Annotated in this window: 10 protein-coding genes and 1 tRNA gene; 3 read left to right on the plus strand and 8 right to left on the minus strand. The window is 72.3% G+C overall.

The features are described 5' to 3' along the window. Nucleotide 1 precedes the first annotated feature (1 nt). The 4 genes from ACZ5L9_RS01540 to ACZ5L9_RS01555 form a co-directional block, all read right to left on the minus strand. Complete coding sequence (locus ACZ5L9_RS01540; RefSeq protein ID WP_464532853.1) at nucleotides 2-973, minus strand: rhodanese-like domain-containing protein; 972 nt, start codon at nucleotides 971-973, stop codon at nucleotides 2-4. Between the two features lie 68 nt (nucleotides 974-1,041). Continuing rightward, nucleotides 1,042-2,682: a YfjP family GTPase gene (locus ACZ5L9_RS01545; protein WP_464532855.1), complete on the minus strand. Its 1,641-nt coding sequence runs from the start codon at nucleotides 2,680-2,682 to the stop codon at nucleotides 1,042-1,044. 107 nt (nucleotides 2,683-2,789) lie between these two features. Then, entirely contained in the window at nucleotides 2,790-4,520 is a 1,731-nt protein-coding gene (locus ACZ5L9_RS01550; RefSeq protein WP_464532857.1) for an ABC transporter, read from the minus strand. Next, nucleotides 4,517-5,638, minus strand: coding sequence for a PrsW family intramembrane metalloprotease (locus ACZ5L9_RS01555; RefSeq protein WP_464532860.1), 1,122 nt, complete (start codon nucleotides 5,636-5,638; stop codon nucleotides 4,517-4,519). Before ACZ5L9_RS01555 ends, ACZ5L9_RS01550 begins: the two co-directional genes overlap by 4 nt. A gap of 138 nt (nucleotides 5,639-5,776) precedes the next feature. Between ACZ5L9_RS01555 and ACZ5L9_RS01560 the strand changes: the two genes are divergently transcribed. After that, the gene (locus ACZ5L9_RS01560; protein WP_464532863.1) at nucleotides 5,777-7,219 is read left to right on the plus strand and encodes an aminopeptidase P family protein; all 1,443 of its coding nucleotides are present in this window, start codon (nucleotides 5,777-5,779) and stop codon (nucleotides 7,217-7,219) included. 60 nt (nucleotides 7,220-7,279) lie between these two features. Here ACZ5L9_RS01560 and ACZ5L9_RS01565 read toward each other — a convergent pair whose 3' ends face one another. Together ACZ5L9_RS01565 and ACZ5L9_RS01570 are read right to left on the minus strand one after the other, a co-directional pair. After that, complete coding sequence (locus ACZ5L9_RS01565) at nucleotides 7,280-8,203, minus strand: zinc ribbon domain-containing protein (protein ID WP_464532865.1); 924 nt, start codon at nucleotides 8,201-8,203, stop codon at nucleotides 7,280-7,282. A gap of 45 nt (nucleotides 8,204-8,248) precedes the next feature. Further along, complete coding sequence (locus ACZ5L9_RS01570; RefSeq protein ID WP_464532868.1) at nucleotides 8,249-9,103, minus strand: EAL domain-containing protein; 855 nt, start codon at nucleotides 9,101-9,103, stop codon at nucleotides 8,249-8,251. 75 nt (nucleotides 9,104-9,178) lie between these two features. Between ACZ5L9_RS01570 and ACZ5L9_RS01575 the strand changes: the two genes are divergently transcribed. Together ACZ5L9_RS01575 and ACZ5L9_RS01580 are read left to right on the plus strand one after the other, a co-directional pair. Then, nucleotides 9,179-9,254: transfer RNA gene (locus tag ACZ5L9_RS01575), tRNA-Arg, on the plus strand. A 112-nt stretch (nucleotides 9,255-9,366) separates the two neighbouring features. Beyond that, a complete protein-coding gene (locus tag ACZ5L9_RS01580; protein ID WP_464532870.1) occupies nucleotides 9,367-10,497 on the plus strand; it encodes a CDP-glycerol glycerophosphotransferase family protein in 1,131 nt (376 codons plus the stop codon). A gap of 77 nt (nucleotides 10,498-10,574) precedes the next feature. Here ACZ5L9_RS01580 and ACZ5L9_RS01585 read toward each other — a convergent pair whose 3' ends face one another. Together ACZ5L9_RS01585 and ACZ5L9_RS01590 are read right to left on the minus strand one after the other, a co-directional pair. Next, entirely contained in the window at nucleotides 10,575-11,126 is a 552-nt protein-coding gene (locus ACZ5L9_RS01585; RefSeq protein ID WP_464532872.1) for a cysteine hydrolase family protein, read from the minus strand. Beyond that, a complete protein-coding gene (locus ACZ5L9_RS01590; RefSeq protein WP_464532874.1) occupies nucleotides 11,126-11,686 on the minus strand; it encodes an isochorismatase family protein in 561 nt (186 codons plus the stop codon). Before ACZ5L9_RS01590 ends, ACZ5L9_RS01585 begins: the two co-directional genes overlap by 1 nt. Nucleotides 11,687-11,689: the final 3 nt, after the last annotated feature.

The following is an 11,689-nucleotide window of genomic DNA, read 5'->3' on the forward strand; positions in this document are numbered from 1 at the left end:
ATCATGACGCGCGCGAGGCTGCAGCGGCAGCGTCTCGACTGGCGGGCACCACCTGCTCGACCGCCGTGGCACCTGCCACGACGGGGAGTCCGGTGGCCGCCCAGGCCTCGATCCCACCCTCGACGTCCGTCGCCGGGATGCCCAACGAGACCAAGGACGCGGCGGCCAGCGACGAGGTGTAGCCCTCCGCGCACAGCACCAGCCAGCGCTGTCCCTCGACCGCCTGCGGCAGCCGTGCGTCCGAGGCCGGGTGCAGCCGCCACTCGAGGTGGTTGCGCTCGACGATCAGCGAGCCCGGCACCTCGCCGGTCTTCTCGCGCTGCCAGACCGGCCGGATGTCCACGATCAGCGCACCCTCGGCCTCTACCGCGTGCGCGGCATCGGCGGGGCTCAGGCGGGTGATCGTCGAGCGAGCGTCGTCCAGCATCTCGTCCACAGTGCGGTAGTTGGGCATGGCGGTCTCCGGGTCGTCGGTCCAGGTCGAGGCCAGCCGGGTGAGCTGTCCCTCCTCCAGACCATAGAACGTCATCAGGTTCAGCGGCGGCGAGTAGGCGTGGACGCTGACGGCGACCGGCCCGGCGGTGTTGCGCACGTCGTGGACGTAGCGCTCGCCGAACGTGACGGTCTCACCCACGCCGCGCTCGAGGTGGCGCAGGTGGCCGGCGACGGGCGAGCCCGCCCAGACCGACTCGGTCAGGCTTCCCTCGATGACCGTGAAGGCTCCGGAGGAGCCGCCGTGGTCGTGCAGCTCGGTGCCCTGCGACTCGGTCCAGCTGATCAGCCAGACATCGGCCGTGTCGTCGCAGTGCAGACGCACATGCCAGCGCTCGTCGGGGTCGGCGAGGACCTCGTGACGGCCCTCGCGGACCTCGTCGGCGTACCGGCGGGTGAGCTCGGCGAGCTCGAGGCGCGACAACGACCGGGGCTGGCTGGTGGGACGTGCGGCAGTGAGCGCAACGACTTCGGCGGGCATGCCGCCGACTATATCTCTAGTTAGTTAGTAGATAAACACCGGTACGGCGTGTCGCCGCACCGGGCGGGTCACTTGAGCGCCTTGGCCAGGCCCTCGCGGTGGCGGGAGTAGGCGGCCAGCTCGGCCTGGACCGGCTCCACGACGAGCGTGCGCGAGACGTCGGCGACGGCGCCACGCAGGCGCTGATCGGCGCTCGCGGCCCGGGTGCGGGCCGTACCGGAGACGAGGACGCGACCCACGATCGCGAGCACGATGCCGAGCACGACGGCACCGATCAGAATGGCCAGCGGCAGTGCCACCCCGGCGACCTTGCTGACGTCGTCGAGACCGCCGGAGACCAGCGCCGCGATCGTCCAGACGCCACCGCCGATCGCGGCCAGGATCAGCAGCCACTGCAGCACCCGGAACAGGTGCGCCCAGACCGGGAGCCGAGAGGCACCGAGGTCGACGGAGCCGAGGGCGGCGTCGATGCGGTCGTTGAGGTCGCCGATCTTGGAGACCGACGCGCTGCGGATCGACTCCTGCCACGGCTCGCCGAGGCCGGATCCGGTCTCGTCGGCCAGCGCACGGACCTCGCTGTCGACCCGGGCGCGCTGGACGGCGGTCGCCTCCGGGATCGAGGTGCGCCCCGCGCCGGTGAGGATCTTGCCCTCGGCGCCCAGGTCGAGGTGGAGGCGCTTGAGCGGGTCGGGCTTGAGCGCGGAGACCCAGGAGACCAGCGGCCAGCCGGTGGCGCGGCCCGCGCGCAGCCGGGTGGAGCGCTCGACGGCGTCGACCACGGTCGGCACGCCGGCCGCCTCGGCGATGGCGTCGTCGAGGCCCTCGATGCGCGCGGTGTCGAGCGTCTTGGGCTGAGCGTCGCCGGAGGCGTCGCGCATCCTGCCCGCGAGGGTCTTCACGTCGGCCTCGATGCGGGCCTTGGTGGCCTTCTTGTCCGCGACCCGCTTGGCGATCTCGCCGCGCAGCTCGGGGATGCCCCACCCGAGCCGGGCGGAGACGGGGATGACCGGGACCTTCTGGAGCCCGTCGTTGTCGAGCAGACGGCGGACGTCGGCGATCATCGACTCACGGCGCTCCTCGGGCACCTTGTCGATGTGGTTGAGCACCACGACCATGACCTCGTCGTGGGTCTTGAGCGGCTCGAGGTAGCGGTCGTGGATCGCGGCGTCTGCGTACTTCTGCGGGTCGAGGACCCACACCAGCATGTCGGCCAGGGCGACCAGGCGGTCGACCTCGAGGTGGTGGGTCAGCTCGGTCGAGTCGTGGTCGGGCAGGTCGAGCAGGACGACGCCGTCCAGCTCGTTGCTCTCCCGGCGGGTGTCGAGCATCGAGTCGCGGGTGGTCTGGTGCCGATCCGGGATGCCGAGCCACTCCAGCAGCTCGCTGGCGCCGTTGGAGCCCCAGACACAGGCGGTCGCCCACGAGGTGGTGGGCCGGCGCACGCCGACGGCGGAGAGCTCCAGCCCGGTCAGCGCGTTGAAGGTCGAGGACTTGCCCGATCCGGTCGCGCCGGCGATGCCGACCACGGTGTGCTCCGAGGAGAGCTTCATCCGGCCGCCGGCGCGCTCGGCGATGGTGCGCGCCTCGTCGACGAGGCCGTCGTCGAGCCGGCCCCGAGCGGCGTCGGCCGCCTCGGCGAGCCCGTTCAGGCGATCGGCGATGTCGGCCCCCAGCGTCTGCGGGTGCTGGACTCCCTCGAGCGACGACATGCTTCCCCTTCGGCGGTGGGTCGGAACTCGGCCAACAGTAGTGGCCGAGGGGTTCAATCGGTCAGTCGGACGACGACCCGAGAAGACTGGACGCCCGGTCGCTCGCCTCAGTCGGCGTTGCGCTGTGAGGCGTACCGCACGTCGTCCACGCCGCGGGCGGCCTGTCGCAGCCGGTCGGGGGCCCCCGGGTCCACGGTGAGGACGTCGAGGACGCCGGTGTAGCGCCCCTCCTCCTCGGCCAGCAGGCCGTCGACCCGCAGCTCCAGCGACTTGCGGGCCCGGTTGGCGAGATCGCGGACGGCCTGGTCGCCGAAGACGGCCTCGAGCAGCTTCTGCCCGACCACCGCGGTGCCGCCGGCGATGCCGACCTCGGCGCCGGTGAGCCCGGCGGTGTTGGCGAAGGTGACCACCATCAGCGCGACGCCGAGCCCGTTGACGCCGTACGCGAGGTAGCGGGCCGTCGACTTCTTGTCCTCGCCCTCCGTGCGCACCATCTCCAGGACGTCGCGCTGCCAGTCGCGCACCGCCCGCTCGGCCTTGCTGCGCAGCGCGCGGCTGGCGCGGCCGAGGTCTCCGGGCGCGTCGGCGACCAGCCCGCGGCCGGCCTCGGTCTGCAGCCACGCCGCCTCGGCCCGCTCGGCGGCGGCCTCGGCGTGCTCGAGGATGAGCAGCTCGAGACCGGACTCGACCGCGACGCTGACTCGCTCGGCCTGCTGCGGCTTGCCCTTGATCGCGCCGACCATCCGGTCGCGCAGCTTGCCGACCCGGCTCTCCAGCGACTTCAGCAGCTCGCCGGTGCCGACGAACTCCTGCCAGCGGGCGAGCACCTCGCCGCGCAGCAGGGTGCCGTCGGCGGTGGCGGCCATGATGTCCGTACGGGCACGGGCGTACGCGGACTCCGCGTCGCTGCGCAGCCGCACCAGCGCGTCGGCCTGCTGGGCGGCGGCGTCGGCGACCGGGTGGACGTTGAACGTCAGCGCCCGCACCGCCCCGTCGAGGGTCTGGGTGACGACCGCCTGGCGGGCCGAGGCGTCGTCGGCGAGCATGTCGAGCCAGCCGCGGACCTCCGCGACGTGTGCCGCGGGCAGCAGGCCGTCGTCGCTGACCTGGCCCTCGTGCACGATGAAGAGCGGCGAGTCCTTGAGACCGCGTGCCGCAAGCATGCGGGCCAGGTGGGTGGCGACCGTCTGGACGGCGTCCGTGGGCGTCCGGTCGAGGACGACCGCGACGGCGGTGGAGCGCTCGGCGGCGGCCTTGAGGAACTCCCACGGCACCTGGTCGGCGTAGCGCGCGGCCGAGGTGACGAAGATCCACAGGTCGGCCGCGGCGAGCAGCTGGGCGGCGAGGAGGCGGTTCTGCTCCTCGACCGAGTCCACGTCGGGCGCGTCCAGGATCGCCAGGCCGGCCGGGATGTTGTCCGAGGCGACGAGCTGGAGCGCCTTGGGGTCGTCGGTGGCGTGCTCGACGCGCTTCAGATCGGGCAGCAGCCGGTCCTGGCCGAACCAGCCGGCGTCGGCCGGGTTGTGCACCAGGACCGGGGAGCGGGTGGTGGGGCGCAGCAGGCCGGGGGCGGTCACGCGACGGCCCACCAGCGAGTTGACCAGGGTCGACTTGCCGGCGCCGGTGGAACCGCCGACGACCGCGAGCAGCGGCGCGTCGATGGTCATCATCCGCGGGATGACATAGTCCTCGAGCTGGTCCACGAGCGCGGCGTGGGAGCGGCGCTGCTCCTCGGCGCCCGCGACGTCGAGGGGAAGTGCGATGTCCTGCAGCGCCTGGTGGAGCCGGACGAGCGCCGTCACCATCTGGCCGCTGTCGAACGCACCGTCGACTGTCATCTCGTGGGCACCACCTGTCCGGGGAAGGCGATCCGTGGCCGGACCGCACCGATTCGCGCAACGTACTCCTGCCCGCGAGCCGCGAAGTTGGGTGGCGGAGTGCCACGCAAGAACCGCGAGTGCAGAAAGCCGAGCTCGATCGCTGCTTGCTGATAATCCCGCATCGCCTGCTCGCCGGTGGGACCGCCCCACCGTCGGGCGTACGCGCGGGCGCTGCGCCGGGCGCTGAGGTCGACCACCCAGCCGATGTCCGTGGCCGGCAGGAGGCCGCGGCTGGCGGCGTCGCCGAGGGCCAGCGCGAGCATCTGCCGCTCGGAGCGGCGCGCCCAGATCGCGATCGCGATCAGGCCGCCGACCGCGGGGAGCATGATCATCACGTAGACGAAGACGACGCCGCCGAAGCCGTAGAGCGTGGCCGCGTTCCAGGTGCCGTGGGCCAGGACCGCGAGGGCGTATCCGCCCAGCGGCGCCAGCCAGCGCACCGCCCGGGAGCGCGAGCCGACCGCGATGCCGACCCCGACCCCGGTGAAGGCGGTGAAGAGGGGGTGGGCGAACGGGCTGAAGAGGCACCGTACGACGAACGTCGCCGCCAGCCCCCGCACGCCGCCCGGGCCCACGCCAGCGGTCCCGTTGTAGGCGGCCGCGAGGTAGAGGATGTTCTCGACGAACGCGAACCCGATCCCGAGCATGCCGGCGTACACGATGCCGTCGAGGATGCCGTCGAGCTCGTCGCGGCGCCACCACAGCAGCATCACCAGGAAGAAGCCCTTGCAGGCCTCCTCGACGACCGGGGCCAGGACGGCGATCGACGTCTCGTCATGCAGACCGGGGACCAGGCCGCCGACGCCCTCGAGGACCAGCGCCACGAGGCAGGCGAAGAACGCTCCCCAGCCCAGCGCCAGTGCGAGCAGGCCGCGCGGCTCGGGCTCGTAGCGATCAAGCCACAGGAAGCAGAGCACGAGCGGGATGACCGGCACGCTGGCCAGCACCACCGCGAGCACGACGTGGGCCGGCGCGCCGGAGACGGCGACGAGGATGAGCACCGGGATCGCGGCCAGCGCGACGAGCACGCTGACCACGATCATGAACGCGCGGTTGCGCGGCGGTGTCACCCCCATGCGGCGAAGCCTATCGGTGCAGGTCGGGCGTGGTGTACCAGCACGTAGCATTCGACATGTGAGTGAGCGAAGCGAGCGAACCATCCGACGCAGCGTGCCTGGTGACTCGGGCGCGCACGCAGCGAAGCGAGTACGTGCATGAGCAGCGAGACCGTGACACCCGAGGAGCCCGGCCTGTCGGAGACGGCCGGCACCCGCCCGCACGATGACAAGGTGCCCGACGCATGGCGCGCCTTCATGAGCAGCGGCTGGGGTGAGCGCGCGCTCGACGTGCCCCCACATCCGGTGGCGCCGTACGCCGCCGCGCGACGCGCGTCGCTGGCCGCGGCGTTCCCCGGTGAGCGGCTGGTGATCCCGGCCGGCGGCTACAAGGTGCGCGCCAACGACACCGACTACCGCTTCCGCGCGGAGACCGCGCACGTCCACCTCACCGGCAACCAGACCTCGGACGCCGTCCTCGTGATCGAGCCCGACGGGACCTCGGCGCTCTACGCGCGCCCGAGCGCCGGCAGCGACACCGAGGAGTTCTTCCGCAACGCCCACTACGGCGAGCTGTGGGTGGGACGCCGTCCGTCGCTGGGCGAGCTCACCGAGTCCCTCGGGGTCGAGGTGCGCCACGTCGACGGCCTCGAGGCGGCCCTCGGTGGCGGCACCCGTACGCGGGTGCTGCGCGGCGTGTCGTCCTACGTGGACGGCCTGGTCTCCCCCACCGAGGAGGGCGCCGACGACGAGCTGGCCCGGGTGACCAGCGAGCTGCGGCTGGCCAAGGACCCGTGGGAGATCGCCCAGCTCCAGGAGGCCTGCGACATCACCGCCGCGGGCTTCGAGGACTGCGTCGCGGACTGGGCCGACGCGCTGAAGTACGGCGAGCGCTGGATCGAGGGCACCTTCTTCCGCCGCGCCCGCGCCCAGGGCAACGACCTCGGCTACGACTCGATCGTGGGCGGCGGCCGACACGCGACGACGCTGCACTGGATCGACAACACCGGCCCGATCACCCCCGGTGAGATGGTGCTGCTCGACATGGGCGTGGAGGGCCACAACCTCTACACCGCCGACATCACCCGCACGCTGCCCGTCTCGGGGACCTACTCGACGCTGCAGCGCGACCTCTACTCCCTCGTGCTGCAGGCCCAGGAGGCCGGCATCGCGGCGGTGAAGCCGGGCGCGGGCTTCCGCGACCCGCACCACGCGGCGATGTCGGTGCTGGCGCACGGGCTCGACGATCTCGGCCTCCTCCCGGTCTCGGTCGACGAGGCGCTCTCCGAGGAGAACCGCACCTACGCCCGGTGGACCCTCCACGGCACCTCCCACATGCTCGGCCTGGACGTGCACGACTGCGCAGGGGCCGGCGCCGCTGCCTACGGCAAGGAGTCGACGCTCGAGGAGGGCTACGTGCTGACCGTCGAGCCCGGCCTCTACTTCCAGGACAACGACCTGCTCGTCCCCGAGGAGCTTCGCGGCATCGGCATCCGGATCGAGGACGACATCGTCGTCACCGCCGACGGCGCGCTCAACCTGAGCGCCGCGCTGCCCCGTACGCCCGACGACGTCGAGGCGTGGATGGGCCGCCACCTCTGAGCCGCGGGACGTCATACGCTGCAAGCCCATCGACGGTGGCCGGCGTATGACGTCCTGGGCTCAGAGCTCGGTCCAGGTGATCGTCGGCAGCTCGAACTGGGCCGCGACGAGGTTCCAGGCAGCGGCGGTCTCCTGCTTCGCGCCGTGCGAGGCCGTGCTGAGCCGGACCGCCTCCTCCTCCAGACCCGCACCGCCGCGACAGGCCTCGCGGAACCGCGGCCCGTGGTGGCCCTTGCCGTGGTGCGGCACCCGCACCCGGACGACGTGGCGCGACTCGCCCCACTGCACGTAGGCACGGTCGGCGTCGGCCGCCGCCCGGGCCGCGGCGCTGAGGTCGGCGACGGCGGCGCCGCCCCCGGGCAGGAGCCCGACCTCGAGCCCGGCCGCCTGGTCGACGAGCCGGTCACGGGACTCGGCGGCGTCGGCGAAGGTCTGGACCGCCTGCGCGATGTGGTCGCAGCGCTGGAGCTGCCCGGCCGCCGCGGCGATCTTCTGCTTGTCGGAGGCGGACTGGCTGATCAGCGCGTAGAGCGCCTTGGCCTGCGCGACCGCCTGGGGGTCGGTGGACACCTTCGGCACCGGTGACGGCTTGTGCGTCGGCGAGCCGGCCCCGCCGTCCGATCCGCCGATGGTCGGCGTGGCGACCGGACCGGCATCCTGCTCGGCGAGCGTGCCGAGGCCGTACGAGACCGCGCCCACGGCGATCGCGGCCGCTGCGATCCAGCCCCAGAACCGCGCGCGGGGCCTGGACCGGCGACGCGGATGCGGATGGGGGTGCGGGTGACTCGGGTGCGGCGTCGGCATCACCAGCGGGATCTGCGCGGGCTCCGGGCGGATCGCGGTCCGCTCGGCGGGCGTCTCGGGGAACGACTGCACGGCGGCCTCCACCGTCGCCGAGCGGGCGATCGGTGCGCCGCATGCGGTGCAGTACAGGTCGTCGGGCCCGAGACGGTGGCCGCAGGTGGTGCAGAAGAGCTGGTCCACGAGCCGCACTGTATGCGACCGATCCGGGAGCGGCCCCGGCAGCGGCTACTCGCCGAGGTCCAGCGCGAGACCGTGCCGCGCGAGGCCGGCGAGCATCGTCGGCCCCGGCACCGGCATGCCCAGCAGGTACCCCTGGGCCTCCTCGAAGCCGAGCTCGCGCACCAGGCGCAGCTGCTCGGCCGTCTCGATGCCCTCCGCGACGCTGACCGCGCCGAGCGCCTTGAGCAGCTGGACGAGGTGGCTCAGCACCACGACGCGACGATCGTCGTGATCGACGAAGAGCTGGCGGTCGATCTTGACGACCTCCCACGGACGGCTGCTGATGAAGCCGAGCCGCGAGGCACCGGATCCGCAGTCGTCGATCGCCAGCGAGATGCCGCCCTCGCCGAGGGTGGCGGCGCCCGCCTCGTAGCGCGACAGCCACTGGTCCGCGCCGCGCTCGGTGATCTCGGCGACGACCTCGATGCCCTCGGGCCACTCGAGCTCGGCGAGCCACTCAAGGAGCGGCTGCTCGTCGTGGAGCTGGCTGAGCTCCAGGTTGAGGTGGATCTTGAGCGGATCCCCGGTCAGCGCGCGGACCGTCGTCATCGTGTTCCGGGCGTCCTCGATGATCCGGCGGGTGAGCAGGTCCAGCAGGCCGAACCGCTCCGCTGCCTCGATAAGGGAGATCGGCGAGATCGCGCCGATCTCCGGGTGCTGGGCGCGCAACAGCGCCTCCCACCCGACGATCCGGTCACGCTGCAGATCGATGATCGGCTGGTACGCGGTGGCGACCCCACCGTGCTCGAGCACCCACGTGACGACCGCCCAGCTCAGCGGCTTGCTGGCGACGTACGGCGGGGCGACGTCGCTGTCGCGCGGCGCCGACAGGGCCACGTCGGCCGCGTTGGAAGCCGTCACGTCGGGGTTCACCTCGCCTCTTTCGGCCCCAGGATGTGATACCTGAGACACATGGGACAGAATGATGCACGTCTGGCCCTCGTAGCTCAATGGATAGAGCAACGGCCTTCTAATCCGTTGGTTGCTGGTTCGAGTCCAGCCGAGGGCGCCACCGCTGGTGCTCGGTCCGCGCTGAGCGTCTCGCCCCGGCCTGCTTGTAGCGCTCGGTGCGGGCGACGCCGCGAGCGTGGGAGCGGGCCCCTCAGCGTCTATTCTTGCTCCTCGTGCCTGGATCTCGTCCCACCGTTCTGAGCTACTTCTCCGACGACCCGACCCGGGTCTACCAGCTGCTGCAGTGGCTGCCGGTGCTGGAGCTGCTCGACGAGAGCCATCCGGTGGGCATCGTGCTGCGCGAGCCGGACACCGCGGCGATCGTGCGCCAGCACACCAAGCTGCCGGTCTACGTGGCCGTCGAGTTCCACACCCTGAGCGAGCTCTTCGCCGAGCTCGACGCCAAGGTGGTGCTCTACTGCAACAACGGCATGCGGAACTTCAACGCGCTGCTGAACGCGCGGATGATGCACGTGCACATCAACCACGGCGAGTCGGACAAGATGTCGATGGTGTCGAACAACGCGAAGGCGTACGACCGCGTCTTCGTCGCCGGCGAGGCGGCCGTGCAGCGCCATCGCGGGGCGCTGCTGGAGCTCGACGAGTCCAGGCTGGTCCGGATCGGGCGGCCGCAGCTCGACCTGCGGCCGGAGCCGATCCTGGCCGCGTCGCAGCGCCCGACGGTGCTCTACGCCCCGACCTGGGAGGGCGACGCGGACTACAACTGCTACACCTCGGTCGACGTCTTCGGCCCGCAGATCGTGCGCTCGCTGCTCGCCGTGCCGGGCACGCGGGTCGTCTACAAGCCGCACCCGAAGGTGACCACCAGCGAGGACCCGACGGTCGCGGCGGGCCACCTCGCGATCCTCGCGATCCTCGAGGAGGCCGCCGCCGACGACCCCGAGGCCGGGCACGAGGCGATCCTCGGCGGCGACATCCTCGCCGTCTTCGCGCGCTGCGACGCGATGGTCACCGACGTCTCCTCGGTCGGGCTCGACTGGCTCTACCTGCGCACCGAGGCGCCGATCCTCATCACCGACCGCTGGGAGGACCGCGAGCGGCTCACCGCCGAGGCCCCGATCAGCCGGGTCGCCGACGTGGTCGACTCCACGAGCCTCGACGGCCTGACCGCGCTGGTCGCGAGCCGGCTCGCGGACGACGAGCACCGCGAGGCCCGTACGGCCATGCGCGGGCTCTACTTCGACGACCTCACCGTCGGGGAGAGCACGGAGCGGTTCTTCGGAGCGGTCGGAGAGCTGGTGGAGCTGCGCGACCGGCTGCTCGCCGAGCAGGGCCGCGCCTAGCCCGAAATCGCACGGAGGACCGTCGAGTTTGCAGGTGTGCCTGCAAACTCGACGGTCCTCCGTGCGATTTCGGCGGGTCAGAGGGCGGCGAGGACCTCGTCCGTCGTCGCCGTCTCGGTGAACTTCGGTAGCACCCGGGTCACCACGAACTCGTGGGTCGCCGGGTCGCGGTCGGCCATCGCGTCGGTCACCGACACCACGTTGAGACCGCGGGCGTACGCCTCCCGGCAGGTCTCCTCCGCGCCCGAGCCGGTCGCGATGCCGGTCACGAAGACCTGGGTCACGCCGCGGGCGGCGAGCTCCGTCTCGAGCGTCGTCTCGTGGAAGGCGCCGCGGGTGTGCTTGGTGATCACGAGGTCGCCGGCGTCCTGGGCGAGCTCGAGGACGAAGCCGAGCGTGTCGGGATCGAGCCGCCGCGCGCCACCGGTGGGCTTGAGGTCCGAGCGACCTCCGGGCGCGGCGTCGACGTTGATCAGGACCACCGGGTGCCCGGCCTCGCGGAAGGCCGCGGCGAGCCGGGCCGAGCGCTCGACGACCTCGGTCGTTCCGGGCACGCCCATCGCGACGATCCCGGCCTGCAGGTCGACGACCAGCAGGGCCGGCGTGGCGTCGACGACGGAGAGCGGCATCAGGCGTGCGTCCTCTCGCCGAGGGCCGCGAGGACCTCGGCGGTCGTGCTGACCTCGGCGAGCCGCGGGAAGACCAGCGTGACCGCGGCGTCGTGCGCCTCCGGCGTCAGGTCGGCCATCGCGTCCGGGACGACGACGACGTCGTAGCCCAGGGCGTGCGCCTCGCGGGCGGTCGACTCGACGCCGATCGAGGTCGCGACGCCGGTGACGAGGACCTGCGTGACGCCGCGCTCCTGGAGCCGGGCGTGCAGATCGGTGCTGGCGAAGGCGCCCCACGTGGTCTTGCTGACGGTGATGTCGGAGTCGGCCTGGTGCAACGCGTCGATCAGCACCGTCGCCTCGACCGGGATCGTGCTCCCGCCGCCGGCCGGGTTCTGCTCCGTGCGGCCAGGGGCACCGGCGACGACGTTGACCAGGACCACGGTGTGGCCCGCCTCGCGGAAGGCCGCGGTGAGGGCGGTGTTGTTCTCGATCACCGAGTCGGCGGCATGCGGCGCGATGCCCGCCTGCAGGTCGATGACGACGAGCGCCGGGGTGGCGTCGATGGTGGAGAGCGGCATGAG

It is taken from the genome of Nocardioides sp. JCM 18998 (genome assembly GCF_055391535.1).

Excerpts from the sequence above, each read along its gene's own strand:
- ACZ5L9_RS01585 (WP_464532872.1), bottom strand. The coding sequence starts at position 11,126 with ATGCCGCTCTCCGTCGTCGACGCCACGCCGGCCCTGCTGGTCGTCGAC.
- ACZ5L9_RS01540 (WP_464532853.1), bottom strand. The coding sequence starts at position 973 with ATGCCCGCCGAAGTCGTTGCGCTCACTGCCGCACGTCCCACCAGCCAG.
- ACZ5L9_RS01545 (WP_464532855.1), bottom strand. The coding sequence starts at position 2,682 with ATGTCGTCGCTCGAGGGAGTCCAGCACCCGCAGACGCTGGGGGCCGAC.
- ACZ5L9_RS01590 (WP_464532874.1), bottom strand. The coding sequence starts at position 11,686 with ATGCCGCTCTCCACCATCGACGCCACCCCGGCGCTCGTCGTCATCGAC.
- ACZ5L9_RS01555 (WP_464532860.1), bottom strand. The coding sequence starts at position 5,638 with ATGGGGGTGACACCGCCGCGCAACCGCGCGTTCATGATCGTGGTCAGC.
- ACZ5L9_RS01560 (WP_464532863.1), top strand. The coding sequence starts at position 5,777 with ATGAGCAGCGAGACCGTGACACCCGAGGAGCCCGGCCTGTCGGAGACG.
- ACZ5L9_RS01550 (WP_464532857.1), bottom strand. The coding sequence starts at position 4,520 with ATGACAGTCGACGGTGCGTTCGACAGCGGCCAGATGGTGACGGCGCTC.